The sequence below is a fragment of the Actinomadura sp. NPDC049753 genome, assembly GCF_040674655.1.
GTDB lineage: Bacteria > Actinomycetota > Actinomycetes > Streptosporangiales > Streptosporangiaceae > Spirillospora > Spirillospora verrucosospora.
Window position 1 is genome coordinate 19,721 of sequence record NZ_JBFARL010000043.1, and the last position, 26,826, is coordinate 46,546.

26 protein-coding genes are annotated in these 26,826 nt (G+C 74.0%); 11 read left to right on the forward strand and 15 right to left on the reverse strand.

Going from position 1 to position 26,826, the window contains the following annotated elements:
* Window positions 1-4: 4 nt before the first annotated feature.
* On the reverse strand, window positions 5-1,498 hold the full coding sequence (locus AB0K37_RS14305) for a serine/threonine-protein kinase (protein ID WP_363979938.1): 1,494 nt from the start codon (window positions 1,496-1,498) through the stop codon (window positions 5-7).
* 100 nt (window positions 1,499-1,598) lie between these two features.
* Here AB0K37_RS14305 and AB0K37_RS14310 point away from each other — a divergent pair, with 100 nt between their 5' ends.
* From AB0K37_RS14310 to AB0K37_RS14320, 3 genes are read left to right on the forward strand one after another with little or no spacing between them, the layout of a single operon-like run.
* Window positions 1,599-2,672, forward strand: a complete 1,074-nt coding sequence (locus tag AB0K37_RS14310; RefSeq protein ID WP_363979941.1) for a DUF6777 domain-containing protein — start codon at window positions 1,599-1,601, stop codon at window positions 2,670-2,672.
* Between the two features lie 22 nt (window positions 2,673-2,694).
* Window positions 2,695-3,084, forward strand: a complete 390-nt coding sequence (locus tag AB0K37_RS14315) for a metalloregulator ArsR/SmtB family transcription factor (protein WP_363979944.1) — start codon at window positions 2,695-2,697, stop codon at window positions 3,082-3,084.
* The gene (locus AB0K37_RS14320; protein WP_363979947.1) at window positions 3,081-4,121 is read left to right on the forward strand and encodes a cation diffusion facilitator family transporter; all 1,041 of its coding nucleotides are present in this window, start codon (window positions 3,081-3,083) and stop codon (window positions 4,119-4,121) included. The genes AB0K37_RS14315 and AB0K37_RS14320 overlap by 4 nt, the downstream gene beginning before the upstream one ends.
* A gap of 25 nt (window positions 4,122-4,146) precedes the next feature.
* Here the strand turns inward: AB0K37_RS14320 and AB0K37_RS14325 are convergent, their stop codons facing one another.
* The 6 genes from AB0K37_RS14325 to AB0K37_RS14350 form a co-directional block, all read right to left on the reverse strand.
* On the reverse strand, window positions 4,147-4,605 hold the full coding sequence (locus tag AB0K37_RS14325) for a cellulose-binding domain-containing protein (protein WP_363979950.1): 459 nt from the start codon (window positions 4,603-4,605) through the stop codon (window positions 4,147-4,149).
* Between the two features lie 124 nt (window positions 4,606-4,729).
* On the reverse strand, window positions 4,730-5,941 hold the full coding sequence (locus AB0K37_RS14330; RefSeq protein WP_363979953.1) for a transposase: 1,212 nt from the start codon (window positions 5,939-5,941) through the stop codon (window positions 4,730-4,732).
* Window positions 5,942-5,982: 41 nt separating this feature from the next.
* Window positions 5,983-6,168: a hypothetical protein gene (locus AB0K37_RS14335; protein ID WP_363979956.1), complete on the reverse strand. Its 186-nt coding sequence runs from the start codon at window positions 6,166-6,168 to the stop codon at window positions 5,983-5,985.
* A 1-nt stretch (window position 6,169) separates the two neighbouring features.
* The gene (locus AB0K37_RS14340; protein ID WP_363979959.1) at window positions 6,170-7,672 is read right to left on the reverse strand and encodes a cellulase family glycosylhydrolase; all 1,503 of its coding nucleotides are present in this window, start codon (window positions 7,670-7,672) and stop codon (window positions 6,170-6,172) included.
* A gap of 144 nt (window positions 7,673-7,816) precedes the next feature.
* Window positions 7,817-8,704: an amidohydrolase family protein gene (locus AB0K37_RS14345; RefSeq protein ID WP_363979962.1), complete on the reverse strand. Its 888-nt coding sequence runs from the start codon at window positions 8,702-8,704 to the stop codon at window positions 7,817-7,819.
* A 20-nt stretch (window positions 8,705-8,724) separates the two neighbouring features.
* The gene (locus AB0K37_RS14350) at window positions 8,725-9,741 is read right to left on the reverse strand and encodes an alpha/beta hydrolase family protein (protein WP_363979965.1); all 1,017 of its coding nucleotides are present in this window, start codon (window positions 9,739-9,741) and stop codon (window positions 8,725-8,727) included.
* A 169-nt stretch (window positions 9,742-9,910) separates the two neighbouring features.
* Here AB0K37_RS14350 and AB0K37_RS14355 point away from each other — a divergent pair, with 169 nt between their 5' ends.
* The gene (locus tag AB0K37_RS14355; protein WP_363979968.1) at window positions 9,911-10,897 is read left to right on the forward strand and encodes a diacylglycerol kinase family protein; all 987 of its coding nucleotides are present in this window, start codon (window positions 9,911-9,913) and stop codon (window positions 10,895-10,897) included.
* Between the two features lie 33 nt (window positions 10,898-10,930).
* Here AB0K37_RS14355 and AB0K37_RS14360 read toward each other — a convergent pair whose 3' ends face one another.
* Together AB0K37_RS14360 and AB0K37_RS14365 are read right to left on the reverse strand one after the other, a co-directional pair.
* Window positions 10,931-11,497 carry a PadR family transcriptional regulator gene (locus tag AB0K37_RS14360; RefSeq protein ID WP_363979971.1) on the reverse strand — a complete coding sequence of 189 codons (567 nt, stop codon included), beginning with the start codon at window positions 11,495-11,497 and terminating at the stop codon, window positions 10,931-10,933.
* A 61-nt stretch (window positions 11,498-11,558) separates the two neighbouring features.
* Window positions 11,559-12,413 carry an aldo/keto reductase gene (locus AB0K37_RS14365; protein ID WP_363979974.1) on the reverse strand — a complete coding sequence of 285 codons (855 nt, stop codon included), beginning with the start codon at window positions 12,411-12,413 and terminating at the stop codon, window positions 11,559-11,561.
* A gap of 94 nt (window positions 12,414-12,507) precedes the next feature.
* Between AB0K37_RS14365 and AB0K37_RS14370 the strand changes: the two genes are divergently transcribed.
* Window positions 12,508-13,173 (forward strand): DNA-binding response regulator, encoded by a 666-nt coding sequence (locus AB0K37_RS14370; RefSeq protein ID WP_363979977.1) that lies wholly within the window; start codon window positions 12,508-12,510, stop codon window positions 13,171-13,173.
* A 5-nt stretch (window positions 13,174-13,178) separates the two neighbouring features.
* On the opposite strand, the gene AB0K37_RS14375 is transcribed toward AB0K37_RS14370, so the two are convergent.
* From AB0K37_RS14375 to AB0K37_RS14390, 4 genes are read right to left on the reverse strand one after another with little or no spacing between them, the layout of a single operon-like run.
* A complete protein-coding gene (locus AB0K37_RS14375; protein ID WP_363979980.1) occupies window positions 13,179-13,571 on the reverse strand; it encodes a hypothetical protein in 393 nt (130 codons plus the stop codon).
* A complete protein-coding gene (locus AB0K37_RS14380; protein WP_363979983.1) occupies window positions 13,571-15,904 on the reverse strand; it encodes a DUF4132 domain-containing protein in 2,334 nt (777 codons plus the stop codon). The genes AB0K37_RS14375 and AB0K37_RS14380 overlap by 1 nt, the downstream gene beginning before the upstream one ends.
* Window positions 15,895-17,145 carry a DUF4132 domain-containing protein gene (locus AB0K37_RS14385; RefSeq protein WP_363979986.1) on the reverse strand — a complete coding sequence of 417 codons (1,251 nt, stop codon included), beginning with the start codon at window positions 17,143-17,145 and terminating at the stop codon, window positions 15,895-15,897. Before AB0K37_RS14385 ends, AB0K37_RS14380 begins: the two co-directional genes overlap by 10 nt.
* A gap of 49 nt (window positions 17,146-17,194) precedes the next feature.
* Window positions 17,195-19,378 carry a DUF4132 domain-containing protein gene (locus AB0K37_RS14390; protein WP_363979989.1) on the reverse strand — a complete coding sequence of 728 codons (2,184 nt, stop codon included), beginning with the start codon at window positions 19,376-19,378 and terminating at the stop codon, window positions 17,195-17,197.
* A 96-nt stretch (window positions 19,379-19,474) separates the two neighbouring features.
* Between AB0K37_RS14390 and AB0K37_RS14395 the strand changes: the two genes are divergently transcribed.
* From AB0K37_RS14395 to AB0K37_RS14415, 5 genes are all read left to right on the forward strand, one after another.
* Window positions 19,475-20,950, forward strand: coding sequence for an NAD(P)/FAD-dependent oxidoreductase (locus tag AB0K37_RS14395; RefSeq protein ID WP_363979992.1), 1,476 nt, complete (start codon window positions 19,475-19,477; stop codon window positions 20,948-20,950).
* Between the two features lie 24 nt (window positions 20,951-20,974).
* Entirely contained in the window at window positions 20,975-21,742 is a 768-nt protein-coding gene (locus AB0K37_RS14400) for an SDR family oxidoreductase (protein WP_363979995.1), read from the forward strand.
* A 122-nt stretch (window positions 21,743-21,864) separates the two neighbouring features.
* A complete protein-coding gene (locus AB0K37_RS14405) occupies window positions 21,865-22,812 on the forward strand; it encodes a DMT family transporter (protein ID WP_363979998.1) in 948 nt (315 codons plus the stop codon).
* An 18-nt stretch (window positions 22,813-22,830) separates the two neighbouring features.
* Complete coding sequence (locus tag AB0K37_RS14410) at window positions 22,831-23,595, forward strand: serine protease (protein ID WP_363980001.1); 765 nt, start codon at window positions 22,831-22,833, stop codon at window positions 23,593-23,595.
* 68 nt (window positions 23,596-23,663) lie between these two features.
* On the forward strand, window positions 23,664-23,984 hold the full coding sequence (locus AB0K37_RS14415; protein ID WP_345182246.1) for a co-chaperone GroES: 321 nt from the start codon (window positions 23,664-23,666) through the stop codon (window positions 23,982-23,984).
* 466 nt (window positions 23,985-24,450) lie between these two features.
* Here AB0K37_RS14415 and AB0K37_RS14420 read toward each other — a convergent pair whose 3' ends face one another.
* Together AB0K37_RS14420 and AB0K37_RS14425 are read right to left on the reverse strand one after the other, a co-directional pair.
* Entirely contained in the window at window positions 24,451-24,774 is a 324-nt protein-coding gene (locus tag AB0K37_RS14420) for an Lsr2 family protein (protein ID WP_345182244.1), read from the reverse strand.
* A 241-nt stretch (window positions 24,775-25,015) separates the two neighbouring features.
* The gene (locus tag AB0K37_RS14425; protein WP_363980005.1) at window positions 25,016-26,311 is read right to left on the reverse strand and encodes an FAD-dependent oxidoreductase; all 1,296 of its coding nucleotides are present in this window, start codon (window positions 26,309-26,311) and stop codon (window positions 25,016-25,018) included.
* Window positions 26,312-26,391: 80 nt separating this feature from the next.
* Between AB0K37_RS14425 and AB0K37_RS14430 the strand changes: the two genes are divergently transcribed.
* A partial coding sequence (locus AB0K37_RS14430) for a GntR family transcriptional regulator (protein WP_363980008.1) occupies window positions 26,392-26,826 on the forward strand: 435 nt, incomplete at its 3' end.

The following is a 26,826-nucleotide window of genomic DNA, read 5'->3' on the forward strand; positions in this document are numbered from 1 at the left end:
CGCGTCAGACCGGTGAGCGGGACAGGCCGCGGACCAGGAACAGCACCACCAGGGCGGTCACCACGGCGTGGCCGGCCAGCGCGGACGGCTGGATCTCGACGAGCGCGCCCCAGGCCGCCCACATCGCGACGCGGGCGACACGCGCGGCCATCACCGTCCCTGCGGCGGCGCGGCTGCCGCGCCACGCGAGGATCACCCCGACCAGCGTGACGACGGCGACGACCGCGAACGACGAGGCGACCACGGGCAGCAGGCCGCCCCGGTGGCCCTCGCTGAGGGACGGCCGGGCGATCAGGATCGCGAGGGCGGCGACGTCCAGGGCGGCGAGCAGGCCGGCGAGGAGCAGGCCGGTCACGACCGCGGGGCCGCGCCGCAGCGTCCGGACGCCTCGGGGCGACCGGGGCAGCGGGCCCGGTGCGGGCGCCGGCCCCTGCGTCGGCGTGGGCGCGGGAGCCGGTGCGGGCGAAGGCGGTCCAGGTGAAGGCGGTGCGGGTGAAGGCGGAGCGGGCGCCGACGTGGGCGGGCCGGGCCAGGTCGGCGTCTGCTCCCAGGACCCCTGGGCGGACGTGTCGGCGGCCGGCTGCGGCGCGACCTCGGTCGCGGGCCCCGGGACCGGCGACGTCGGGCCGGCGAAGTCCTCCGTGAGGTGCTCGGAAGGGATCTCCAGCCGGGCGTGCCGCTCGCTCTCGCCGAGCAGCCACAGCAGGACGTCCTCGGAGGTGGGGCGGGCCTGCGGGTCCTTGGCGAGGCAGGCGGCGGCGACCTCGGCGAGCGGGCCGGGCAGGGCGCCGAGGTCGGGCGTCTCGTGCAGGATCCGGTACATCACCGCGGGCAGCGGGCCGCCCGCGAAGGGATCGCGGCCGGTGGCGGCGAACAGCAGGGTGCTCGCCCAGGCGAACAGGTCGGCCGACGGCCCGACCCGCCCGGTGAACTGCTCGGGGGCCATGTAGGCGGGGGTGCCGACCACCTGGCTCGTCATCGTCGCGCTCGCGTCGAACGCGCGGGCGATCCCGAAGTCGATCACGCGCGGCCCGTCCGGGCCCATCAGCACGTTCTGCGGCTTGAGGTCGCGGTGCACGACGTTCGCGCGGTGGATCGCCGACAGCGCCGTCACGGAGCTGATCGCCAGCCGGTCGAGCGCCGCGCCGGTGCGCGGCCCCTGGTCGCGGACGAGGGCGCGCAGCGACGGGCCCGGCACGTACTCGCTGACGATGTAGGGGCGGTCGCCCGCCACGTCGGCGGCGAGCATCTGCGCGGTGCAGAACCCGGCGACCCGCTCAAGGACGGCCATCTCGCGCACGAACCGCTCCCGCGCGCTGGCGTCTCCGGCGAGCTGGGCGTGCAGCAGCTTGACGGCGACGCGGGACGGCCCGGGCCCCGGCTCGGCGGGCCGGCCGAGGTAGACCGCGCCCTGGCCGCCGGCGCCGATCCGGCCGAGCAGCTCCCACCGTCCGAGCCGGGTGGGATCGGCCGCTGTGAGGGGAACAGGACCCGCCATTCGCACCCTCTCGAAAAAAATTGAGCATTCCCGCGGGCACAAAACCGCTCCGCCCGGCATCGAAGAGTATAGGTTCGGCGAGCCCGAAGCGGGAGAAGAGATGCTGCAGATTCGTTCGACGATTGCGCGGTCCAGGGCCGGCGCCGTGCCGCTGGCGGGGTGCGTCGCGGCCTTCGTGGCGGCCGGCGCGCTGACCGGCTGCGGGGACGCCGGCGCGACCATCACGCGGCTGACGGTGGGATCGCCGGGGCCCGACCCGTACACGCTGGTGTCCGGCACCGACAGGGTCGACGTGAAGGCGCGGCCGCAGGCGGGCGGCACCAAGGAGGGGGACGCACCGGGACTCTACGGCGGCACGCGCCGCGCTTCGACCTGCGACAGGGCGCGGCTCGTCGCCTTCCTGCGGACTCATCCCGACAAGGCGCGGGCGTGGGCGCGCGTGCAGGGCATCCCGGTGGGCGACATCCCGCAGTACGTGTCGCGGCAGACGCCGGTGCTGCTGCGCACCGACACGCTCGTCACCAACCACGGGTACCGGGACGGGGAGGCGGTGAGCGACCCCGCCGTCCTTCAGGCCGGAATGGGCGTTCTGGTCAATGGTTACGGAGTGCCCACGGTGAAGTGCAATTGCGGCAATCCCCTCAGTCCGCCCGGCAAAAAGATCTCCACCCGGAACGCGTCGTACAGTGGCCGGTCCTGGCCGGGATTCGAGAAGGGGAATGTCACCCGGGTCCAGCCGCGGGATTCCCATAAGGGGCCGATCGCCACTTTCGTCCTTGTCGACCCGGAGGCCACGATGGGATTCGCCCGGCCCCGCGCCACCGGAGGGGCCTCGGACGGGCCGCCGACCGCGCTGCCGCCGGCGGAGACCGAGGTCGTGGCGAGCGACTCGCCCGCGCCGTCCGACTCCGGCCTGGAGACGCCCGGCGCCGAGTCCCCCGGTACGGAGTCGCCCGGCACCGAGGCGCCCGGGCCGGAGTCGCCCGGCGCGCGGTCGCCGGGGACCGAGTCGCCCGGACCGCAGACCCCGGGCCCCGCGCTCTCGTCCCCGTCGCCGGGCGTGGTCACGCAGGACCCGGGTACGGGCGCCGGCGGGAAGGAGACACCGGGCGACGAGGCGCACGGGCCCGTCTCCCTGCCGCCGTCGAGGGAGCCCGCGCCCGCGACCTCCTGACACGTGCGCTATCTTTGCTCATATGAGCAGTGCTTCAGATGTCATCGCCCCGGACGCCTGCGCCGTCCGGGTGGTCGACGCCGCGAAGGTCGCCGCCGTCTCGGCCTCCCTGCCGGACACGGAGACGATCACCGAGCTGGCGCAGGTGTTCGGGCTGCTGTCCGACCCCGGCCGGCTGCGGGTGATCACCGCACTGCTCGAGGGGGGAGAGATGTGCGTGTGCGACATCGCCGCGTCCTGCGGGCACTCGGAGTCGGCGGTCTCGCACGCGCTGCGCCTGCTGCGCGCCAACCGCGTCGTGCGCGTCCGCCGCGCCGGCCGGATGGCCTACTACCGGCTGGACGACTCGCACGTCCGGCTGCTGCTCGATCTCGCCCTCACCCACGTCGGCCACGGGGAGGAAGGCACATGATCGGGGACCGCGAGGACACGCCCGGGAAGCGGGGGCACGGGGCCGACCGGCACGGGGGGCACGGCCACGGCCACGGGCACGCCGTCTCCGCCGGCGCCGACCGGCGGCTGCTGACCGGCGCGCTGGTGCTGATCATCGCCTACATGTCGGGCGAGGTGGTCATCGGCCTGCTCGCCGGGTCGCTGGCACTGATCACCGACGCCGCGCACATGATGACCGACGCGTTCGCGATCGCGCTGGCGCTGGTCGCGATGCGCATCGCCGCGCGCCCGCCGAAGGGCGGGTACACCTTCGGCCTGCGCCGCGCCGAGATCCTCTCCGCGCAGCTGAACGGGCTGACGCTGATCCTGCTCACCGTCTACTTCGTGTACGAGGGGGTCCGGCGGCTGGTCGAGCCGCCCGCGGTGGAGGGCCAGTTCGTCTTCTGGACGGCCCTCGCGGGCATCGCCGTCAACGTCGCGGCGACCATGCTGATCAGCCGGGCGGACCGGCGCAGCCTGAACGTCGAGGGCGCGTTCCAGCACATCCTGAACGACCTGTTCGCGTTCGTCGCGACCGCGGTCGCCGGCCTGGTCGTGTGGACGACGGGCTTCGCCCGCGCGGACGCGATCGCCTCGCTGGTGGTGGCCGCGCTGATGCTCAAGGCCGGGTACCGGCTGCTGCGGGACGCGGGCCGGGTGCTCATGGAGGCCGCGCCCGCCGGGATCGACCCGTCCGAGCTCGGCGCGCGGCTCGCCGGGCGCCCCTGCGTCGAGGAGGTCCACGACCTGCACGTGTGGGAGGTCAGCTCGGGCTACCCGGCCCTGTCGGCGCACGTGCTCGTGGACTCCCAGGGCGACTGCCACGCCGTCCGCCGGGACCTGCAGGAGCTGCTGCGCGACGCCTACGCGATCACGCACACGACCCTGGAGGTCGACCACGTGGACGAGCCGTCCGGCGGCGGCCACGTCCACTGCGACGACGCGCACGGCCCCCGCCATGTGGCGGAGGCCGCCGAGCCCCACGAGCACGCGGGCGGCGCGCCGTGCGACCACTAGGCCGCTCGGGCGCGCCGCCCCGTGATCAGCGGGTGGTGCAGGCGGCGCCGTTCACCGTGAAGGCGCTCGGGGGCGGGTTCGTCCCGCCGCTCGATCCGTTGAAGCCGATCGTCACCGAGCCTCCCGGCCGGATCGTCCGGTTCCAGTCGAGGTTGCGGGCGGTCACGTCCGGGCCGTTCTGCGACCAGGCGGCGTTCCAGCCCTGGGTGACGCGCTGCCCCGCGGCGAACGCGAATCCCAGCGTCCAGCCCTCGATGGGCGAGGTCCCGGTGTTGGCGACGGTGACCTGCGCGGTGAAGCCCGTCCCCCACTGGCTCTGTACCGAGTAGCCGGCCGCGCACGCCGGGGCGGCCGGGCCGCCGCCCGCCGGGATCTCGACCAGTGTGATCGAGGACGCGGGGAACGTCGAGGTGAACCCGTCCGCCCCCGGCCTGTGGCGGGGGGCGACCCGCGCGAGCACGCGGGCGGCGCATCGTGCGACCACCAGCCCTTCGCAGGGTCCTGCGCCATGCCTGACAAGTTCTCGGAGTACCAGCCCGAGCCCCGGTCGGCGGTCCGTCGTCGTAGAGGTAGTTTTGACGCGCTCTCCAGCTTGAGGGGCTGGGGGTTCAGCCTGTACCGCATGTGCGGCGCTTCTGTGGCTTCCTGTTTCGCCGGGTCCTGCCTCCCTGGGCGGGAGGTCTTGCGGTCCCTCCGCAGGCGTTTAGCCTGTCCGCCCGTCCGGCGGCCAGGATGTTGTTGGCGGCGTTGACATCCCGGTCGTGGACTGCGCCGCATGCGCAGGCCCACGTGCGGATGTTCAGCGGCATCGACTCGGCGACCGTCCCGCAAGCCCCGCATAGCTTCGAGGAGGGGAACCAGCGGTCGACCTTGGCGAAGGTGCGTCCGTGCCGGGCGGCCTTGTACTCCAGCATCGCCAGGAACTGGGCCCAGCCCGCGTCGTGCACGGACTTGGCGAGCCGGGTGCGGGCCAGACCGTTCACGCACAGGTTCTCCACATAGACCGCTTGGTTGTCGCGGACCAGTTGTGTGGACAGCTTGTGGTGGTGGTCACGCCGCGCGTCGGCGACCCGTACGTGCAGCCGGGCGGCCCTTGCGGCGGCCTTGCGCCGGTTGGCCGACCCCTCGGTCTTGCGGGACAGAGCCTGCTGCGCCTTGCGGAGCCTGCGCTCGGCGCGGCGCAGGAACCTGGGGCTGCTGATCTTGCGGCCGTCCGACAGCACCGCGAAATGCGTCAGCCCCAGATCGACGCCGACCTCGGCCGCCGTATCCGGCAGCGGCTCGTCGGCGGTTTCGACGACGAAGGAGGTGAAGTACCGGCCTGCCGCGTCCCGGATCACCGTCACCGACGATGGCGCCGACGGCAGCGTCCGGGACCACCGCACCGGTACGTCCCCGATCTTGGGCAGGCGCAGCTTCCCGCCCGCGGTGATCTTCCAGCGGGCGTTGCGGGTGAACCGGATCGCCTGCCGCCGGTCCTTGCGGGACCGGTACCGGGGCGCCCCGACCACAGGGCCCTTCCGCATCCCCGACACCGACGCGAAGAAGTTGCGGTGGGCGGCGTTCAGATCAGCCAGGGCCTGCTGCAGGACGACAGCCGAAACCTCGCCCAGCCACACCCGCTCGGGAGTCTTCTTCGCTTCGGTGATGACCCGCTTGGACAACTCCCCGTCCGACGGGTACGCCAGCCCGGCCGCGCGCGCCTGCTCGCGTGTGCGCAGGGCGTCGTTGAACACCACCCGCGCACACCCGAACGCCCTGGCCAGCGCCTGCTGCTGGCCAGGGGCCGGGAAGAGCCGGAACCGATACCTGAGCTGCACACCCCGATCCTAGATTCCGTCTATGACAGGCCGAAGCGATATTAGGACTGCATGCACTGTGCATTCGTGCAGCACGCCCGCCCGCAGAATGCTCCACAAGTGATCGCGTGCCGGGACGCGGACGGGTCGACGGTCAGCGCGGGCCCGTCCGCGGCCTGCGCCGGGGGCGCGGCCCACGGCAGGAGCGCGGCGGCCGCGAGGACGGCGGGCCAGGCCTTCCTGGTCATGTCATACCTCGCATGCCTTGTCGTTCACCTCGAACGCGGCGGGCGCGCCGCTCGCCGCACCGGTCGCCTGGAACCCGACCGAGAGCGAGGCGCCGGGCGTGATCGAGGCGTTCCAGTCCAGGTTCTTGGCCGTGACGGCGGCGCCGCTCTGCGACCAGGCCGCGCTCCACCCCTGGCCGACCTTCTGATCGCCGGGGAAAGCGAACTCCAGCGTCCAGCCGTTCAGCGCCGACGACCCGGTGTTGGTGATGGTGACCTGGGCGGTGAAACCGCCTGACCAGCTGTTCTGCACCGTGTAGGCGACCTTGCACGACGTCGCCGGCGTGCCCGGGTCGCCGGGGTCGCCGCCCGGGTCGCCCGCGCCGAGCAGGTAGGGGTCGAGGTAGGCCTGCTTCGCCGTGTTCACGGTCGTCCAGTCGTCGTTGAGGATGCCGCCGGTGTCGCCCGAGTTGGGGTTCCACGACCAGTAGGTGAAGGAGACACCGCCCGCGCCCTTGCCGAGGTAGGCCATCAGGGTGCGCAGCCACGTCTGGTCGCGCGGGTCCCGCAGCGTCGTCCCGAACTCGCCGAGCAGGACCGGCGCGACGTTGTTCTTGTAGAGGTAGCCCCAGTTCTTGTCCCAGATCCCGGCCAGGTTGGACGGGAAGGACGGGTCGTCGAACCACGGCTGCGGGTACACCGACGTGGCGTAGTCGTGGGCGGAGTAGACGAGCCGGTTCGCGACGTTCAGCCGCACCGGGTACTGCGCGGCGCCCTGGAGGTTGCCGCCCCACCAGTAGTTGTCGCCGTTCTGGTCGTTGACGCCCTCGACGATGATCAGCCAGTCGGGGTTGGCCGCGAGGATCGCGTTGCCCGCCCGCTCGGCGGCCAAGCGCCAGTCCCTCGTCTGGTCGCCGCAGCCCCAGCACGCCGGGGAGTGCGGCTCGTTGTGCAGGTCGGCCCCGATGACCGTGGTGTCGCCCGCGTAGTGCCGGGCGAGCATCGTCCAGTCGGAGATCCAGCGGGACTCGGGGTAGGCGGCGGTGTACCAGAGCGCGGACTGGCCGCCGGAGTCCGGGCGGTGCCGGTCGAGGACGACCTTGAGCCCGATCCGCCCCGCATAGGCGATGATCTTGTCCAGGATCTGCAGCCCGTTCAGCCCCTGGAGGTCGGGGTTCTTGGAGTAGTCGATGCTGTTCGGGACGCTTCCGGAGTCGAACAGCTGGCTGCTGTAGGGCAGCCGCAGCGTGTTGTAGCGCAGGCTCTTGATCTGGTCGAGCATGTCCTTGTAGCCGCGCGACCAGAGGCCGTGCGGGGCGTAGTTGGACGTCTCGGCGCCGAACCAGTTGATGCCCGTCATCCGCACCGGCTGCCCGGCGGCGTCGAGCAGTTGCCGGCCGCTGGTGTGCCAGTAGCCGGCGCCGGCCGCGCGGGCGGGGCGCGGCGCGGCCTGGACGAACGCCAGCGCCAGCAGCACGGCCATGATGATCGGGACGAGGCGGGTCCGCCGGAGTCTCAGGGTCACGGTCGTTCTCATACGGGGTCCTCGATCGACGGGGTGGGAGCGCTCCCACGGTCGGCCCCGACACCCGGCCTGTCAAGGACGGCTCCACCCGTCCCGCGCTGACCAGGCACCCGGCGTGAAAGCCCGTGAAACGGCGGCCGGCGTCTAGGAGAGGGCGAACAGGCCGGCGGGGCCGTGCCAGCAGACCGAGCGCAGCCAGTCGTCGCCGAGGCCGAGCGCGGCCAGCGACTCCAGCTGGTGCGCGTACTCGTAGGGGATGTTCGGGAAGTCCGTGCCGAGCAAGATGCGCCCCTCCAGGCCGAGGTCGCGCAGCCGGGGCAGCAGCGCGTCCGGGAAGGGCGCCAGGGCGGCGAAGCGGGTGAAGATCATCGTCGTGTCGAGGTGGACGCGCTCGTGGGCGTCGGCGAGGGCGACGAAGCCCTCGAACTCCGGCGCGCCGAGGTGGGCGACGATCGCCGTCAGACCCGGGTGGCGGGCGAGCACCTCGCCGAACGGGCCGGGCCCGGTGAAGCCGTTGGCCACCGGCCCGGAGCCGGCGTGGACGAGGGCGGGCACGCCGGCGTCGGCGAGCATCCCCCAGACGGCGTCCAGCTCCTTGAGGCGCGGATCGAAGCCGCCGACCTGGAGGTGGACCTTGAAGACGCGGGCGCCCGCGTCCAGCGCGCGGCGCACGTACTCCTCGACACCGGGCTCGGGATAGAACGTGGCGGACTGGAGGCATTCGGGGACCCGGGCGGCGAACCGGGCGGCCCACTCGTTCAGGGACTCGGCCATTCCGGGCCGGTGCGGGTAGGCGAGCGAGGTGAACGCGCGGACGCCGAGCCCGCGCAGGAAGTCCAGCCGCTCCTGCTCGGAGTCCCGGTAGCGGATGGGCCACTCGGTGCCGATCAGCGGCCCGGCCTCGTCGAAGTAGTCCCACACCGCGCTCATCAGCCGCTGCGGCATGAAGTGGACGTGGACGTCGATGATGCCGGGCAGCCCGAGCGACCGCCAGAACGCGGGGACAGCTGAATCAGAACGAGGTTCGGCCACGCCCCGACCCTAGCCGCCGCTCAGGTGATCTCGGCGAGCAGGGCGGGCAGCGCGGCCCGCAACTCGCGGCGCCAGTACGGCCAGGTGTGGGTGCCGCGGTAGAAGTGCGTGGAGACGGGGACGCCGAGCTTCTTCAGCTTGCCCGCGAACTCGCGGGAGACGGTGTGAACGAGGGCCTCCAGCGCGTCGTGCGGGACGGCGTCCCGCCCGCCCCGGCCGGGGTGGTCGAAGGGGCCGGGGCCTCCGTCCCCCGCACTGACGTGCACCCGGACGCCCGCGAGGCGCCCGGCGAGGTCGTAGGGGTTGTGCTGGCGCCACACGACGCGCTGCTCGTCGGGGTCGCCCCACACGTCCGTCCAGTCGAGGGACGGCGCGCCGATCGCGACGCTCAGCTCGACGAGGTCGGCGACGTCGAGCCCGGCCGGGTCGCGGTGCAGCGTGTGCACCGGCCCGCTGAACGACGCCGCCGCCCGGAAGAGGCCCCGGTGCCGGGCCGCGTACGCCAGCGCGCCGAGCCCGCCCATCGCGTTGCCGGCGACGGCGCGGTCCGGACCCGCGCGGTATCCGCGCTCCAGGATCTGCCGCAGCTCGGCGAGGTGGAAGGTCTCCCACTTCGGGGCGCCGCCGCCGCCGCGGTTCCACCAGTCGGTGTAGCTGCCGCACGGGCCGCCGTCCGGCATGACGACGATCACATCGGCGTCCTCGGTCAGCTCCTCGATGTCGCTGTGCTCGCTCCACGCGGTGTGGCCGTCCCGGCCCGCGGAGGCCCCGTGCAGGAGCCAGAGCACCGGCCAGGTGCGGGAGGCGTGGCGCGACCAGCCGGGCGGCAGCAGGAGGCGGACGTGGGCGACGCCCCCCAGGACGGGGGAACGCACGGCCAGGTCGAGGACGCGGCGGCGCGGGCGGCGCTCGCCGACCACGGCCGCGCCGTCGTCGGCCGGGGCGCCGGGCGGGGCCGTGCCGCCCGCGGCGATGGACGCGGTCAGCCCGGCGACCGCAACGATGAGTCCCGCCCCCGCCAAGCCGCGCAACCGCATGATCTCCCCCGGTCGTCCAGAGGTGCCTGCTGGTAAAGGTTCCCTCTGACGGGAATGTTTCAACGCTGTGTAATCGGTTTATAAAATGTCGGGCCGGGAGTTCCGGTCCACGTACCCTCCAGGGTGGCGCGGACGAAGGGGGCGACCGGAAGAGATGCGGAGCGTCCAGATGCGGAGCAAGGCTGAGCTGGAGTCGGCGATCGCGGGCGGCGGGCGCGCGGCCCTGGTGATCAACTCCCGCTCCCGGCGGGGCCGGCGGCTCTACGGCACGGCGCGCCGGCTGCTGCGCGAGGCGGGCCTGGAGTTCCCGCACGTCTTCCCGGTGACCGACCCTGCCCGCCTGCGGGAGCTCTTCGCCGACGTCCTCGCCCTGGAGCCCGACCTCGTGGTCGTCGGCGGCGGGGACGGCACGGTCGCCGAGGCCGTCGGGCACCTGGCGCACCGCGACATCGCGCTCGGGGTGCTGCCGCTCGGCACCACCAACAACTTCGCCCGCAGCCTGGAGCTGCCGCTCGACCTGCCGGGCGCGGTCGCGACCCTCGCCCTCGGCCGGCCGGGCGGCGGGAAGGTCGCCGACGTCGACGTCGGCTGGTTCGAGTCGACGGGCGACCCGCAGGGCGAGGGGCCCGGCGCCGACCGCGAGCACATCTTCGCCAACATGGTCAGCCTCGGCCTGTCGGTCCAGGTCGCCGAGCACGTCCCGCACACGCTCAAGCGGTTCATCGGCCGCCCCGCCTACGCGCTGACGGCGGCGGGGCTGCTGCCCCGGCACGAGGCGTTCACCGCCCGGATCACGATCGACGGCGAGACGCACGAGGTCTCGACGCACCAGCTGAACGTCGCCAACGGCGCGCACCACAGCGGGCAGCGCATCGCCCGCGACGCCAGCCCGGACGACCGGCTGCTGGCCGTGTACCGGCTCGGCGACGAGCGGCGGCTGCGGCTGGCGTCGGCCACGGCCCGGCACGTCCTCACCGGCCCGTGGCGGTCGCTGGACGACGACGCCTTCCTCACCACGGCGAACGTGGAGATCGAGACCGACCCGCCGATGCAGGTGGACGTGGACGGCGAGGTCCGCGGCCGCACCCCCGTGTCGATCAAGCTGCGCGGCAACGCGCTGCGGGTGATCGTCCCCCGGACGTTCGTCGACACCTGACCGGCCGCGAGACGCCGCGGGCGGCCGGGCCCGTCAGCCGGTCGCGCCGCGCTCGTCGGCCATGACGTAGGCGCCCGCCTCCAGGCGCTCGATCACGCCGAGCGTCCAGGTCCTGGCGGAGTCGGCGGAGTGGACCCACCAGCCGAGCAGCTCGCGCAGGTGGTCGGAGCGGTCCAGCTCGTCCAGGGGCGGGGCGACGGAGGCGCGCCAGGCGGCCAGGCCGTCGAGGCGCTCGCGCAGCAGGGCGAGCGCCTCGGCGCGCGGCAGCTCGGTGAGGAACCCGAGGCCCGCCGTCAGCATCTCCGGATGCCGGACGTCCACCGTGGAGAGGGCGGAGCGCAGCAGCCGGTGGAACTCCGCCCGGCCGGCCTCGGTGATCTCGTAGTCGGTGTGCGGCGGGCCCGCCTCGCTCTCCTCCACCTCGTGGGCGTGCAGCAGGCCCTCCTTGGCCAGCTGCCTGAGCGCGTGGTAGATCGAGCCCGGGTTGACGTGGGCCCACTCGTCCGAGCCCCAGGAGAGCAGCTCGCGGCGGACCTCGTAGCCGTGCGCCCGCCCGAACCTGCGCACCCCGCCGAGCACCAGCAGCCGCGTCGTCGACATCCTCTCCCCCTGATCGCAAACCCGTTCAGGGTAGAGGCTCCGGCGGCCGCGCGCGCGGTCCTCAGCGCTTCAGGGCGTCGAGATCCTCCGGGGCGAGCACCAGATCCGCGGCGGCGACGTTCTCCTCCAGGTGGTCCGGGGAGCCGGTGCCCGGGATCGCGAGCATCACCGGCGAGAGCGCCAGCAGCCCGGCCAGCAGCACCTGCGGCACGGTGGCGCCGTGGCGGGCGGCGACCGCGTTGACGCGCGCGTCGTCGGGGATGCCGAACCCGCCGAGCGGGAAGTAGGGGGCGTAGGCGATGTGGTCGCGCTCACATACGGCGAGGAGCTCGGCGTCCTGCGGCCGCGTCACGTCGAACCGGTTCTGGACGGCCGCGACCGGCGCGATCCCGCGCGCCTCCTCCAGCTGGGCGAGGCTCACGTGGCTCAGCCCGAGATGCCTGATCAGCCCCTCCTCGCGGAGCGCGGCCAGGACGGCGAAGCGCTCCCCGACCGGCTCGTCCCCCGGGGCCTCCAGCCCGCCGGGCCGCAGGTAGACCAGGTCGAGACGGTCGAGCCCGAGCTCGGTGAGGTTGCGCTCCACCTCGGCGCGCAGCTCCGACGCCGGGAGCTGCCCGGACGGGAAGGGGTCGCCCGGGCCCCGGTACGGGCCCACCTTCGTGGCGACGACCAGGCCGGGCGGGTAGGGCGCGAGCGCGGCGCGGATCATCTCGTTGGCCGCGGGGCCGCCCTCGTAGTAGTAGAACGCGGCCGTGTCGACGTGGTCCACGCCCAGCTCGACGGCCCGCTGGAGGATCTTGATTCCGGTGTCCCGGTCGTTGGCGGGGCCGCCTCGGGTGCTCGCGGGCAGCCGCATCGCGCCGAAGCCCATCCGGGAGATCCGCAGGTCGCCGCCGAGGTCGAAGTGTCGTGTCATGCGGTCCACTGTGCTGCGCCCGCCGGTCCGCGGCGAACGGCTGGCAGCTTGCTGCCACGGCGGCGGGCGGCGGGCCGCGTGGCAGACTGGGTCCGTGAGCGTCGATCTGGACCGCAACGTCGTGCTGCGCGGCGAGGAGGAGCTGGTCGAGCGCGCCGGACGGCTGTTCTTCGCGTGCGAGGAGTTCGCGTGCGCCGCGACGGACCAGAACACGTGGGCGCTGCCCGGGCTGCGGGAGTGGATCGTCGCCGAGCGGCGCCGGATCCGGCCCGCCCCGGCCGTCCGCAAGCTGTACAACCCGGCGGCCCTGGCCGACGAGGAGTCCGAGCGGCGGCTCCTCGCGATCGCCGCCGCGGGCGCGCGGGTGCGGATCTGCCCGGCGCCGCTCCCCCACGAGACGATCATCGTGGACCGGAGGGTCGCCATCCTCGCCGGCCCGGCCGAGGGCGGCGTCCGCGAGTACACCGTCGTCCGGTCGCCGGGCGTGGTGAAGGGCGTGGTCTCGCTCTTCGAGGCGACGTGGGAGACGGCGGCCGACCTGGCCGACCACCGGCGCGGCCGCCCGCCCGCGCTGAACGAGGAGAGCCTGCGCATCCTGCGGCTGCTCGGCGGCGGGCTGAAGGACGAGGCCGCCGCGCGCCGGCTCGGCATGTCGCTGCGCACCTACCGGCGCCGCGTCGCGGAGATCCTGACCCTGCTGGACGCCGACTCACGCTTCCAGGCGGGCCTGCGCGCCCACGAGTTCGGCCTGGTCGGCTGAGCCCCTCAGCCGCCGACGAGCGGGACGAGCCTGATGAAGACCAGGTCGGGGTCGCCGGTGAGGTCGATCTCCTCGTCGAGGTCCTCGACCTGCCGGTCGGCGGCGAGGACGAAGAACCCGTTGCCCAGGAAGGCGCGCTCGGCGATGTCGGCCTGCCGCTCCCAGTCCAGGCGGCGGGGCTCGCGCAGCCGGTAGCCGTTCAGCTCGGCCTCGGCGCCGTCCGGGCGGACCAGGCCGTGGAACCGGTCGGAGGGGCGGGCGTTGTGCCGGGCGACCTCCTCGCGGACCCGGAGCCTGATCAGCTCCCGGAGGGTCATCCGGTCGGGCAGCCCGGCGACCTGGAACCCGGCGACCGGCGCGCCGGCGGCCGTCTCGTCGCGGAAGTGCACGGCGGGCATCAGGCGCCTCGCTTGATCTGCGTCAGGATGGACTCGTCGTCGATCGCGGCGTCGGCGGCGAGCAGGAACGCCTTGCTGAGGATGAGGGAGAGCCGCTCGTCCTCGAACGGCAGGAAGACCTTGGCGCCCGCGGCGCGGCGCTCCGGGACGACGCACAGGAACGTGTCGTCCGGCTCCATCACGATGTTGGCCGAGCCGAGGTGGATCCTGTAGGTGCGCAGGTCGCCGCGCACGACCAGGTGGCGGCCCTCGATCGAGCAGCGGTCGGCGATCTTCGTGCGCGGCAGGACGCGTTCCAGGGCGTTCCCGCGGGTCCGGGCCGACTCGCCGAGGTCGGCGTACCACGCGCGCACCCAGTACTCGTGGGCCTCGCCGTCCTCCCACATGGGGTCGGCGGCGATGGAGGTGACGCCGACGAACAGGTCCACGTCCCGCATCGCCTCGCTGAACACCAGCGGCGGGACGTCGGCGAGGGCCGCCTCCCGCCAGCCGTCGCCGTCGCCGCGGCGGTCGAACACCACCCGGTTCGTGCCGGCGATCTCATGCTCGCCCTGCCAGTCGGCCAGGACGTGGGAGAACCTGACCCGCCACTCCCCCGCCGCGAGCGTCCGGGCCGCCTCGTCGGAGCCTCCGCCGTCCCAGGGGCCGAGCAGGGCGCTCGTCCAGCCGCGGGCCCGGAACAGGGCGAACATCCGCCGGTAGTGGACGAGGTGCGCGGCGAACCGGTTGGAGTAGGTCCCGGTCTCCTCTTCCGCCGGGGTGAGGAGGTAGATCTCGCGGAACGCCTGCTTGAAGGGCTGCCGGATGCGCCGCTCGACGAGCAGGTCGCGCCAGGCGCGCACCTCCTCCGGCCGCGACCTGATGGGGTGCCACAGCCGGACGGACGCGTCGTCGGCGGCGTCCGGCAGTCCGTCGGTCTCGGGCAGGACGGTGCGCCACTCGCCGGGCGCGGCCTCGATCTGCCAGAGGAGGGTGCGCACCGCCGGCCCGGCGATCGGATGGCGCAGCAGCGTGTCCCGCCACCGGCCGAACGGGTGGACGGCGTCGACGGTGAAGCCGCCCTCCAGCGCCCGCGCGAGCGTGACGAGCTGGGCGTTGACGCGTGCGACGAGGTCGCGGAGCTCCTTGACCTCGTCCTTGTGGTCGCGGCGGACGGGCACGGGGACGCCCTTCAGCGCCGTGCCGCCCTTCTCGAAGGTCAGCTCGGCCTTGCCCGTGGTGATCGTGACGAGGGCCGTGTAGTCGCCGAGTTCCCTGCGCAGGACGCCGCCGGGGCCGAAGCCGAGGTCGGGGAGGCGCAGCGCGACCTCGGTCCGCTCGGCCAGGGCGGCCTCGACCTTCTTGAGCATCTTGTCGAGCTGCTTGGGCACCCCGGCGTGCCGGACGATCCCGCGAACGGTCCGGATCGCGGTGACCAGCTCGGGCGTGGGGAACTCCTGCGCGGCCCGGACGATCTCGTACAGCAGCGCCTGTGACGGCAGCGTCCTCGCCTGCGTCGGGGCCACCGAGACGCCGGGCAGGAGCCGGTCGAACAGGGCGGGCAGCCACGGCTCGTCGCGCAGCAGCGCGATGCGCGCGGCGAGGCCGACGGCGGCGACCTCGTCCCCGGTGAACGCCCTGTCCGCGCGGAACGGGATCTCTCCCTCCTGGACGGCGCGGGCGCGGGCCGCGGCGGCCTCCAGGGCGCGGCGGGCGAACTCGGCGCAGGCGGGGACGGCGGCGACGCGCTCCCACACCTCGGGCGGGACGGGCGGGGAGTTGAACGACCGGCTCTCGGCCACTTGGGCGAGCAGCACCCGCTCCACCGGAGCGAGGCGCACGACGGCGTCCAGTTCGTCCTGCACGATCGGTCCCTTCCATTTCTGGCGCAGGCGTCCGGCGACCGCGCGCAGGACGTCGTCGCCCGCGAGCCCGCCGACCGCGAGCAGCGCGAACGGCTGGTCGAGGCGCTCGCGGGCGAGAAGGTACTCGACCAGCTTCCGGGCGGGCCCGGCGAGGTCGGGCCACGGCCCCGTGCAGCGGACCAGCGTGCCCGCGCCGAGCACGAGGTCGGCCCAGTTGCGCTGGGCCAGCCCGCCGACGAGCGCCTGGAACATCCGCTCGCACGCCTCCGGCGTGTAGCGCGGCTGCCGCTGCTTGGCCTCGTCCTCGATCCTGAGCCGGACGGACATCGACACGAACGGCGCCTCCCGGCCGACCGAGTAGGCGGCGGGCACGAGGTCTCCGAGGTCGCGGTCGGACAGCGCCGACAGGTCGGGATACCAGGTGCGGAACTCCTCGTCCTCCGCCGTCGGGTCGGTCATGGCGCGCAGCAGCCGCGCGGTCAGTTCCATCGGGCGTCCTTCCTGATCTGCCGCAGGACGGCCTCGTCGGTGATCCGGTGGTCGGCGGCCAGCAGGAACGCCGTGCCGAGGACGCGTGCCAGCACCTCGTCCTCGAACGGCAGGAACAGGCCCTTCTGCCCCGTCCGGCGGGACGGCTCGATCCGCAGCCGGTCGCCGCCCGGCTCCATCAGCACGCCGCCGGAGCCGAGGTGGACGCGGTAGGTGCGCAGCCCGCCGCGGACGACGAGGAACCGCCCGTCGACCGCGCAGCGGCCGGCGAGCCTCGTGCCGGGCAGGATCCGGCGCAGCACGTCCGCCCGGATCTCGGCGGTCGCGGACGGCGCGCCGAACGGGTCCTCCTCCGCGGCCGGGACGAGGTGCAGGAACAGGTCGGCCTCCCGCATCCCCTCGCTGAACACCGGCGGCGGAACGGCCCGCGGCGGCTCCTCCCGCCAGGACCCGGCGACCCGCCGCTCGAACGTCACCCGCGCCCGGCCCTCGCGGCAGCCGACCCGCCACGCGCCCCCGGCGAGGACGCGCCGTTCCTCCCCGTCGAAGCGGCCGCGGCGCAGGTCGGTCTCGGCGCCGGGCGGGCCGGGCCGGTAGGTCTCCCGGAACGCCTGCCGGAACGACTGCGCCATCCGGTTGCCGGTCACGAAGCTCCGCCAGGCCCGGACGGCGCCCGGGAGCGCACGCACCGGATGCCACAGCCGCACCCGCGCGCCGCCCGGCGGCACGGGCAGGGCGCGGCCGTCCACGGTGACCAGCACGTCCTCGCCGGGCGTGGCGGCGTGCCAGTGCCCGTCCGGCTCCTCGAACTCCCAGATCAGACCGTGCGCGACCCGTCCGGTGACCGGATGGTCGCGGTAGTGCCGGCACCACTGCCCGTAGGGCCAGGTCCGCTCGGCCGCCATCAGCGCCTCGACCCGGGCCCGCTCGGCGGCCAGCGTCGCGCGGACCCGCCTCGCCAGCGCCTTCGTCTCCTTGACCTGCGCGGCGAAACCCGTCCTGAGCGCGCCCGGGACGGTCGGCAGCGGGCGGCCCTCCGCGCCGATGAAGGTGAGCCGGACGGTCATCGGGTCGGCGATGGCGAGGACCGCCTGGTAGCCGCCGATGTCGCGGGCCAGCGAGCCGTCGCGGCCGAGCCCGTGCGCGGGCACCCCGGACTCGGCGGGGCCGGCGGGCCCGGCTGAGGCGGGCGGGCGGTCCAGAAGGTCGAGCGCGGCCGGCGGCCGGTGGTCGTCGGACATGAGGTGATCTTTCCAGATGGAAGCGCCGGTTCCGGGACGGTTCAGGTGATCACACGCCGATCTGCCGCCGGATCGAAGGGTCGGTGATCTTGTGGTCGGCGGCCAGCAGGAACGCCTTGCTGAGGATGAGCGAGAGCCGCTCGTCCTCGAACGGCAGGTACAGCGTGCCGGGGGGCCGGCGGCCCTGGACGACGCACAGGTAGGCGCCGTCCGGTTCCATCAGCACGTTCGCCGACCCGAGATGGATCCTGTAGGTGCGCAGCTCGCCGCGCACCACCAGGTGGCGGCCGTCCAGGGCGCAGCGGCCGGCGATCCTCGTGCGCGGCAGGATGCGCTCCAGCGCCGCGCGGCGGACCTCGGCGCTCGCGGTCAGCGCCCCGAAGCCCGCCTCGCGCCGGTAGGCGGCGTGACGGTCCTCGCCCCGGTCGGCCCAGTCCGGGTCGGCGGCGATGGAGGTGACGCCGACGAACAGGTCCACGTCCCGCATCGCCTCGCTGAACACCGGCGGCGGGACGTCGGCGAGCGGCGCCTCCCGCCAGCGCCGGCCGTGCCTGCGCTCGAAGCGGACCTGGTCGGTCGTGGCGTGCTCGATCGCCCAGTCGCCGTCGTCGTCGACCGGCTCGTGGTAGAAGCACGCCCGCCATTCGCCGCCGCCGAACTCGCCGCGCGCCTCGCCCTGGCGGCCGCCTTCGTGCCGGCCGAGGAAGTTCGACTGCCAGCCCCGCTCCTTGAACAGCGCGTACAGCCGCCGGTAGTGGACGATGTGCGCCGCGTACCGGTTGGAGTAGGTCGCGGTGCCCTCCTCCGCGGGGGTGAGGAGGTAGATCTCGCGGAACGCCTGCTTGAACGGCTGCCGGACCTGCTGGTCGACGACGCGCTCCCGCCAGGCCCGCACCTCGTCCACGGCCGCCCGGATGGGATGCCAGAGCCTGACCCGCGCGGCGTCGCCGCCGGGAGCGCCGAGGGACGCGCGCCAGCGGCCGTCCTCGCCCTGGAACTCCCAGATGAGGCCGTGGACGACCGCCCCGGTGATCGGGTGGTCGCGGTAGAACTCGCGCCATTCGGCGTAGGGCCAGGCGCGGTCCTCGGACAGGAGGCCCTCGACGCGCGCCCGCTCGCCCGACAGCGTCGCCCGCACCTCCTTGGCGAGCGCCTTCAGGCGCCTCAGCTCGTCGGGGAAGCCGTCCTTGACCGCGGCCGGGGCCGTCCGGGAGACGCGGCCGTCCGGGCCGGTGAAGGTGACGCGGACGGCCGCCGCGCCTTCGACCGCGACGCGCGCCGTGTGGTCGCCGAGGACCCGCTCCGCCGAGCCGTCCGGGCCGAGGCCGTGGGCGGGGACGGTGCGCTCCACGAGCTGCGCCCGCGTGATGCCCTGCCGCTCGGCCGCCGCCTGGAGCGCCGTGTCGAGCTGCTTGCGCAGCGCGCGGTTGGTGACCGGCGCGCGGAGCCGCCAGAGCGCGTCGAGCGCGCGCGGATCGTCGACCGCGCCCAGCGCGTTGATCGCCGCGCCCGCGACCTTGGGGCCCTCGTAGAGGTCGCGGCCGGCCGTCCCCATGCGCAGGGCGACCGCGTGGAGCCGGGGCACCGCCTCCGGGCCGCCGGTGAGGGCCGCCGCCCAGACGAGGCCGCGCGCGACGTCTCCGTGGTGCGGATGGACCAGATGGTGGTACCCGCAGGACGACTCGGTGTGCGGGCCGTCCTCTCGGGGGCAGTGCGGCTCGTCCTCCGCCAGCACGCGGAGGCACTCGGCGACGTCCTCCCGCGCGGCCGCCTCGTCGGCGAGGGCGACGCACGCGCGGTGCCACGCGCGCGAGGGCCGCGGCGCCGACAGGCTCGCCAGGTGCCGGACGAGCCGGGTCAGCTCGGCCGACGGCGCGTCCCGCACCCGCTCGCGGAGCGGCGCGGCCCAGGCGTCGTGGGCGGGGAGCACCCCCTCGGGCAGGTACGTCTCGTCCACGCTCGCCAGCAGCGCCCGCAGGCGGCGGTCGACCCGCTGCCGGTACCCGATCGGGACGTCGGTCCGCGCGAAGAGGCCGTTGACGTGCTTCAGCAGCGGCGCCATCTCGCGCAGGGCCCCGGCGCCGAGGCGCTCGGCGCCGGGGAGGGCCTCTTCGATGAGCAGGGCGAGCCGGTAGCCCTCCTCCCCGGACTCGCAGGCGCGCGCCATCAGCGCCTGGACCGTTCCGGGACCGTCGTCGGCGCGCGCTTCGGCGGCGAGGGCGTCGTCGGGCATGCCGGGATGCTGGCAGAACCGACCGACAAAACGCGCCGCGGCGACACCTTCTCAGTGACTTCATGGTCACCTACGCTCGTGGGGTACCGATACAGAATGAGATTCGGGACTGCCATGACGCACAGCGTGGTGATCATCGGGAGCGGGTTCGGCGGGATCGGGATGGCGATCCGGCTGCGGCAGGCCGGCGTCCGCGACGTGGTGATCCTGGAGAAGGCCGGCGACCTCGGCGGGACCTGGCGCGACAACACCTACCCGGGCGCGGCCTGCGACGTCCCGTCCCACCTGTACTCGTTCTCGTTCGAGCGCAAGACCGACTGGTCGCGCCGCTTCCCGCCGCAGGCGGAGATCCTGGAGTACCTGCGGCACTGCGCCCGCGAGCACGGCGTCCTGGACCGGATCCGGTTCGGCGCCGAGGTGACCGAGGCGCGGTTCGACGAGGACGCGGCGCTCTGGCGGATCTCCACCACGACCGGGGACCTCGCCGCGCGGGTGCTGGTCTCGGCGTGCGGGCAGCTCAACCGGCCCGAGCTGCCGCCGATCGAGGGCCGCGAGTCGTTCACCGGACCGGCCTTCCACTCCTCCCGCTGGGACCACGGCGCCGACCTGCGGGGCAGGCGCGTCGCGGTGATCGGGACGGGCGCGAGCGCGGTCCAGATCGTCCCGGAGATCGCCCGGGAGGCGGCGGAGCTGCTGCTGTTCCAGCGGTCCGCCCCGTACGTGATCGACAAACCCGACCGGCCGTACCGGGACTGGGAGCGGGCCGCGCTGCGGGCCGTGCCGGGGCTGTACGCGCTGAGCCGCGCCCGGATCTACGCGCTGTTCGAGGCCCGCGCGCTCGGCTTCATCCGGTACCCGCGGCTGATGGGGATCATGGAGCGCGGCTTCCGCCGCCACCTGGCCGAGCAGGTCGCCGACCCCGCGCTGCGCGCCGAGCTCGTCCCCGGCTACCGGATGGGGTGCAAGCGGATCCTGCTGTCCGGCGACTACTATCCGGCGCTGAGCAGGCCGGACGTCCACCTGATCACCGACCCGATCGAGCGCGTCACCCCGACGGGCATCCGGACCGCGCGCGGCGCGCACGAGGCCGACGTCATCGTGTACGCGACCGGGTTCCGCTCCACCGAGTTCCTGTCCCCCATGAAGATCGTCGGACGGGGCGGGCGGGAGCTGAACGAGGCCTGGCGGGACGGCGCGCAGGCCCACCTCGGCATCACCGTCAGCGGCTTCCCCAACCTGTTCCTGCTGTACGGGCCCTACACCAACCTCGGGCACAACTCGATCATCTACATGCTGGAGTCGCAGTTCCGGTACGTCCTCGGATGCGTGGAGGCGCTGCGCGGCGCCGGCCTGGCCTGGATCGAAGTGAAGCCCGACGTGCAGGACGCGTTCACCCGGGAGATGCAAGAGCGGATGCGCTCGACCGTCTGGGAGGCGGGCTGCCGGAGCTGGTACATGACGGAGGGCGGGAAGGTCGTCAACAACTGGCCGGGCTACACCTTCGCCTACCGCCGCGCGACCCGCCGCCCCGACCCGCGGCACTTCCGCGCGCGGCGTGCCGCCGCCCGGTAGGGAACGCGCCCTAGGCTCGGTGCCATGCCGACCGCCTTCATCACCGGCGCGACCGCGGGGATCGGTGCCGCCTTCGCCCGCCGCCTCGCCTCCGACGGGTTCGACCTGGTCCTGCTGGCCCGCGACGCCGAACGGCTGGAGCGGACCGCCGCCGAGCTGCGCGCGGCCTACGGCGTGCGCGCCGAGACGCTGCCCGCCGACCTGTCCGCCGAGGAGGGCCTGGCCGCGGCCGAGGAGCGCGTCCGCAAGGACGTCGACCTGCTGGTCAACAACGCCGGGTTCGGCAATAAGGGAGTGTTCCTGGACGTCCCGGTGTCGGACGAGCTGACCATGCTGCGCGTGCACTGCGAGGCCGTCCTGCGGCTCACGCACGCCGCGCTCCCGGGGATGCTCGCGCGCGGCCGGGGCGGCGTCGTCAACGTCTCGTCGGTCGCGGCGTTCGCGACGCGCGGCACCTACGGGGCGTCCAAGGCGTGGGTCGTGAACTTCAGCCAGGGCGTCGCCGCCGACATCCGGAAACGGTCGCGGGGCCGCGTCCGGGTGATGGCGCTGTGCCCCGGTTTCGTGCACACCGAGTTCCACGACCGCGCCCAGATGGACATGTCGGACGTCCCGGACTTCATGTGGCTGGACAAGGACGACGTCGTGGCCGCCGCCCTGCGCGACCTGCGCCGCGGCGTGCAGGTCAGCGTCCCGGGAGCGCAGTACAAGGCCGTCGTCGGGCTCACACGGCTCCTGCCCCGGGGGCTCGTCTCCCGCCTGTCGTCCACCCGCGGCCGTCAATACGATTGATCATGTAGTCAAGGGTCACGGCCTTGTCACGGGCGGTGCGAGAGGGCATCGTGGCAGGGCGAGTCGCTTCGAGGCGCGCCGGACGACTCTTCCCGCCCCCGTCCGCCGAAGGGTCTTTCCCGATGGGTCACGACCTGGGCTACGCCGCCCTCGCCCTGCTCGCCACCACCGTCTACTACATCGCCTTCCTCGTCTTCCGCGTCTCCGCGCGCCGGATGGAGCCGCTGCGGGGCAGCCGCCCGTTCCGCGTCGCCCGGCTCATGCTGACCGACCCCGTCTGGCTGGGCGGCGGCCTGCTGCTGTTCCTCGGCCTCGGCTACGAGGTCGTCGCGTTCTCCGCGGTGCCGCTCGCCGTCGCGCAGCCCGTCTTCGCCCTCGGCCTGGTGCTCCTCGTCGCCTTCGCGGCCGGGGTCCTCGGCGAGCGGCTGAGCCTGCGCGAATGGGCGAGCGTCGCGCTGTTCGTCCTCGCCACCGGGCTGATCGGCCTGTCGGCCACGACCGAGGGCGAGCCGCACGCCGACGCCACCCTCGCCGGGACGCTCGCCCGGCCCTGGACGATGCTCGCCGTGTGCGCCCCGGCGGTGGTCGCCGCGGCCCTGGTGTGGCTCGTCGGCGACCGCCGCGCGGGCGGGCGGCACGCCCGCAGGCTCGCCGGGGTCGCCTACGGGATCGGCGCCGGGGCCTGCGCCGGGCTGGCCGAGGCCGGCATCCGCGGCATCTCGCTCGTCTACCAGGACACCGGCAGCGCGCGGGCGGTCCTGGAGTCCCCCTACCCGTACCTGACGATCGGCCTCGCCGCGATCGCGCTCGGGCAGCTCCAGGTCGCGCTGCAGCGCTGCCGGATCGCGATCGTCGCGGTCGTGCTCACCGTCATCGGCCGGACCTACCTCGTCCTCAGCAGCACCGTCCTGTTCGACGAGCAATGGCCGCGCGACACGGCGCCGTTCGCGCTCCGGGCGGGCGGATTCGCGCTCGCGCTGGCCGCGCTGGCGCTGTTCCCCCGCTACGAGGACCCGTCCGCGCAGACGCGACGGGCCACCGCCGGCAAACGGGTGCGCGCCGCCCCCTGATCGCCTACAGTGCGGCCCATGGCCCTGCCCTCCCGCCGGTCCGTCGGTCTCGCGCTGCTCGGAGCCTGCCTGGGGCTCGCGCCGCTCGCCGCCACCGCCACCCCCGCCGACGCCGTCGTGGGCGGCGCCCCGGCGCCCGCCGCCCGGTACCCGTGGATGGCCGCCGTGGGCTCCCCCATCTTCTTCGTCCGCCCGGCCGGGCAGTTCTGCGGCGGCGTCCTGGTGAAGCCCGACCGGCTGCTCACCGCCGGCCACTGCGTGTCGATGTTCCGCCGGGTCCCCGGCGTCCTCACCGCCACCTTCGGCCGGGACGACCTCGCCGGCCGCGGCGGGGAGACGGTCACGGTGAAGTCCGTGCGCATGCACCCGAAGTACCGCGAGACGACCTTCAAGGACGAGACCGTCAGCCACCACGACCTCGCCGTCCTCACGCTCGCGCGCCGCGTGAACCGCCCGCCCGCGCCCCTCGGCGCACCCGGCTCCGCCCGCACCGGAGAGATCGCCGGGTGGGGCTTCACCTCCGAGAACGACCTGTTCAACACCCGCCTTCGGGCCGCCCGCGTCCCGCTCCCCGGCGACGCGGCGTGCCGGCGCGCCTACGGCGACTCCTTCGACCCCTCCGACATGCTGTGCGCCGGATCCGCCAAGGCCGACTCGTGCCAGTTCGACAGCGGCGGCCCGCTCATCGCGGGCGGGCGCGTCGCCGCGCTCGTCTCCTGGGGCTACGGCTGCGGCAAGCCCGGTTACCCCGGCGTCTACGCCAGGCTCACCTCCCTGCCCTGACCCCGCCCCGCCCGCCCCCGGCGCAGCGCGGAACGTTCCTACCCGCGCGGACGGATAAACTCGCCCGCGTGTCCGAGCCCAAGTTCGAAGTCCAGATGCTGCACGACCGCGTCATGATCAAGTCCGAGAAGGACAGCGGCGAGCGCCGCAGCACCGGCGGCATCGTCATCCCCGCGACGGTCGAGCAGCAGAACCGCCTGGTATGGGGAGAGGTCTGCGGGGTCGGCCACCACGTGCGGATCGTCAAGCCGGGCGACCGCGTCCTCTTCCACCCCGCCGACCAGTACGAGGTCGAGATCCAGGGCGAGAACTACCTGATCATGCGCGAACGCGACCTCCACGCCATCGCCAGCGAACGCCCAGAGCACGGCACTGGGTTGTATCTATAGCCTTTTTCTCCTCCTCGGGCCTGGCGGCCCTCCATCGTCGAAAAACGCGGCGATCGCTGGCATCGCTCCGGCTCGCCTTGCGGCTCGCTGCGCGATCAGATTCTTGCTTCGCTCGAATCTGCCTTCGGACGCGATCGCGGGCCCCGGGTTGTCGCGGGGTGCTGTGGTGGCTGAGGTCGTCGCAGTAGTGGGTGCTGGTCCGCGGTATGGCTGCCGGACTTCATCTGCTGATGGGCCGCCAGTGCCCGCTGGGCGGGCGTGACAGGCCCTATCGCGCTTCCGCCGTCGCCCAGCCTCCCGAGAGCGACCGGCGGTCGCTTTGCCTCGGCTCGAATTCCGCGCGGGACCTGCCAGGCGGCCGCGAGTGCTCCGGAGATCTCGCCGCATGGCGTTCAGCGCCGGATGCGGAGCGGCCCGGAGCCCGCAGCCGCCTGGAAATGGGCATCTGCCTGGCCGGAGTGACGCGTCAGTGCGCGGCCTCGAACTTCTGGAGCACATCGGCGGGAATACGCCCGCGGTCGTTGACGGGGATTCCCGCCGACCTCGCCCACCGGCGGATCTCGGCGCTGCGCTCGCGGCTGCCCGCCGTGCGCGTGGCGCTCCTCGCCGCGGTGCGGCGCGCCTTGCGGGCGTGCTCCCGGTAAGGCTCGATGACCTTGCGCAGTTTGGCGGCGTTCTTCTTGTTCAGGTCGATCTCATAGGACCTGCCGTCCAGCGAGAACGACACGGTTTCCACCGCCTCCCCGCCGCTGATGTCGTCGACCAGGCGAACCTTGACCTGCTGCGCCATGAATTGCCTTCCCCCTCGTTCACTGACGAATGACGGTCCCGTCTTCATACTAGGCCGCCGGGGAACAGGCCAGGTCATCGCAACCGCGCCGCCACGGCCGCGTCCGGGCGAGGCACCGCCCCCATGTTCCGGTATAAAGGCAGCAGACCGGCGCGGACACGATGCTTCTGCAATTCGGACCCTGTCTTGGCAATTTCTTGTGCCCAGGGTGTCTATTGCGGTGCTCTTCTCGGCCGGACTCTCAGGGGGTGACCGGGAAGTTGCCGCGGAAGGTGTCGTGCGGGTCGTGGTGGGCCTTGACGCGGCGGAGGCGGGCCAGCGCCTCGGGGGCGAAGGCGCTCGCGGCGGTCTCCTCGGGGTTGAGGAACGTGAAGGGCTTGCGTCCGCTGGCGGGCAGCAGGCCGGCGAGCGCCTCCTGCTTCGCGGCGACCGCCTCGGCGGTCGCCGGATCGGCCGGAATGCCGAACATGTACAGCGCGTAGGGCTCGGTGAGCGGCCCGTGCGGGCTGTCGGAGGGACGGGCGAACGCGCCCTCCAGGTGCCGGATCTGCACGCTCAGCAGCGGGGCGATGGGATCGGCCAGCAGCGCCTTGGCCGCGCGGTCGTCCAACTCCGTGAGCAGTTCGGCCCGTGAGCGGCCGGCGCCGGGGTCGGTGGGCTCGGCCGTGATGGCGCCCAGCTCGGAGACCGGCATGGTCGCCCTGCCGTCGGACAGGGGGCGGGCGAGCCGGTCCAGGGGGCGCAGCAGGTCGCGCGCCTCGTCCGCCGGGCCGAGGTGGGTGACGTCCACGGCGACCATCGGGTCGGCGCCGGGGAAGTGCAGCAGGTCCAGCCAGACGGTCAGCTCGTCCGGGGCGACGGCGGTGATCTGCCGGTAGGCGTCCATCACCTCGGGCGCGTGCGCGGCCGGCCACAGCATCCGGCCGCCGTACAGGTGCGGCGCCGGGTGCAGCTCCAGATCGAGGGACGTCACGACGGCGAGCCCGCCGCCCCCGCCGCGCAGCGCCCAGAACAGGTCGGGGTCGGCGTCCGCGGTGACGCGCCGGCGGCGGCCCTCGCCGTCCACGACCTCGAAGGCGGTGACGCTGTCGGCGACCCACCCGTGGGCGCGGCCGAACCAGCTCAGCCCGCCGCCGAGGGCGACCCCGGCGACACTGACCACGGGAGAGCTTCCCGGCAGCCCGGTCAGGCCGTGCGGCGCGGCCGCCGCCTGGAGCCGCCCCGAGGCGACGCCCGCGCCCACCCGGGCCCGGCGGGCCGCGGGGTCGATCTCCAGGCCGTCCAGCCGCCGGGTGCGCAGCAGGATCGCGCCCTCGGTGCGGCCGGTGGCGCCGTGCCCGTTGGGCTGCGTGGCGATGGCCGTCCCGGCGGAACGGGCGTACCGGACGAGGGCGGCGACGTCATCGGCGTCGGCGGCCTCGACCACGGCCTCCACCGGCTGCTCCACGGCCAGGTTCCAGGGACGCCGAGCGGCGTCGAATCCGGCGTCGCCGGGCAGCAGGACCCGTCCGCGGACAGCGGCGCGCAAGTCGTTCATCATTTCCTCCGATTCAGCAGGTCATCAAGCCCTGCACCAGAATCTAGAAGGAGAAGCGACCGGCGATAAGGTGCAATCCCATGACGGAAAACTGGGTCAATCTGGCGGAGCGGATCGGGGCCGACCTCCACCTCGACCTGCCCGGCGGCGGGCGGCGGGCAGCCCTGACCCGCGCGCTGCGCGCGGCGGTCCGCTCCGGGCGGCTGGCCCCCGGCACCCGGCTGCCGCCCTACCGTTCGCTGGCCGCCGACCTGGGCCTGGCCCGCAACACCGTCGCCGACGCCTACGCCGAACTCGTCGCCGAGGGCTGGCTGACCGCCCGCCAGGGCTCCGGGACGAGGGTGGCGCTCGGCGCGCAGCCCCAGGCCCGCCCCACCGCCCGTTCCATCGGGCGCCGTCCGTCCGAACCGGCGCACGACCTGCGGCAGGGCCAGCCGGACGCCTCGTCGTTCCCCCGCGCCGCCTGGCTGGCGTCGGCGCGCCGGGCGGTCACCGCGGCGCCGAACGAGGCCTTC

What these genes read in the sequence shown, in the direction of transcription:
- AB0K37_RS14305 (WP_363979938.1), bottom strand. Translation starts at nt 1,498, where the DNA reads ATGGCGGGTCCTGTTCCCCTCACAGCGGCCGATCCCACCCGGCTCGGA.
- AB0K37_RS14310 (WP_363979941.1), top strand. Translation starts at nt 1,599, where the DNA reads ATGCTGCAGATTCGTTCGACGATTGCGCGGTCCAGGGCCGGCGCCGTG.
- AB0K37_RS14315 (WP_363979944.1), top strand. Translation starts at nt 2,695, where the DNA reads ATGAGCAGTGCTTCAGATGTCATCGCCCCGGACGCCTGCGCCGTCCGG.
- AB0K37_RS14320 (WP_363979947.1), top strand. Translation starts at nt 3,081, where the DNA reads ATGATCGGGGACCGCGAGGACACGCCCGGGAAGCGGGGGCACGGGGCC.
- AB0K37_RS14335 (WP_363979956.1), bottom strand. Translation starts at nt 6,168, where the DNA reads ATGACCAGGAAGGCCTGGCCCGCCGTCCTCGCGGCCGCCGCGCTCCTG.
- AB0K37_RS14350 (WP_363979965.1), bottom strand. Translation starts at nt 9,741, where the DNA reads ATGCGGTTGCGCGGCTTGGCGGGGGCGGGACTCATCGTTGCGGTCGCC.
- AB0K37_RS14355 (WP_363979968.1), top strand. Translation starts at nt 9,911, where the DNA reads ATGCGGAGCAAGGCTGAGCTGGAGTCGGCGATCGCGGGCGGCGGGCGC.
- AB0K37_RS14360 (WP_363979971.1), bottom strand. Translation starts at nt 11,497, where the DNA reads ATGTCGACGACGCGGCTGCTGGTGCTCGGCGGGGTGCGCAGGTTCGGG.
- AB0K37_RS14365 (WP_363979974.1), bottom strand. Translation starts at nt 12,413, where the DNA reads ATGACACGACACTTCGACCTCGGCGGCGACCTGCGGATCTCCCGGATG.
- AB0K37_RS14375 (WP_363979980.1), bottom strand. Translation starts at nt 13,571, where the DNA reads ATGCCCGCCGTGCACTTCCGCGACGAGACGGCCGCCGGCGCGCCGGTC.
- AB0K37_RS14380 (WP_363979983.1), bottom strand. Translation starts at nt 15,904, where the DNA reads ATGGAACTGACCGCGCGGCTGCTGCGCGCCATGACCGACCCGACGGCG.
- AB0K37_RS14385 (WP_363979986.1), bottom strand. Translation starts at nt 17,145, where the DNA reads ATGTCCGACGACCACCGGCCGCCGGCCGCGCTCGACCTTCTGGACCGC.
- AB0K37_RS14390 (WP_363979989.1), bottom strand. Translation starts at nt 19,378, where the DNA reads ATGCCCGACGACGCCCTCGCCGCCGAAGCGCGCGCCGACGACGGTCCC.
- AB0K37_RS14395 (WP_363979992.1), top strand. Translation starts at nt 19,475, where the DNA reads ATGAGATTCGGGACTGCCATGACGCACAGCGTGGTGATCATCGGGAGC.
- AB0K37_RS14400 (WP_363979995.1), top strand. Translation starts at nt 20,975, where the DNA reads ATGCCGACCGCCTTCATCACCGGCGCGACCGCGGGGATCGGTGCCGCC.
- AB0K37_RS14405 (WP_363979998.1), top strand. Translation starts at nt 21,865, where the DNA reads ATGGGTCACGACCTGGGCTACGCCGCCCTCGCCCTGCTCGCCACCACC.
- AB0K37_RS14410 (WP_363980001.1), top strand. Translation starts at nt 22,831, where the DNA reads ATGGCCCTGCCCTCCCGCCGGTCCGTCGGTCTCGCGCTGCTCGGAGCC.
- AB0K37_RS14420 (WP_345182244.1), bottom strand. Translation starts at nt 24,774, where the DNA reads ATGGCGCAGCAGGTCAAGGTTCGCCTGGTCGACGACATCAGCGGCGGG.
- AB0K37_RS14425 (WP_363980005.1), bottom strand. Translation starts at nt 26,311, where the DNA reads ATGAACGACTTGCGCGCCGCTGTCCGCGGACGGGTCCTGCTGCCCGGC.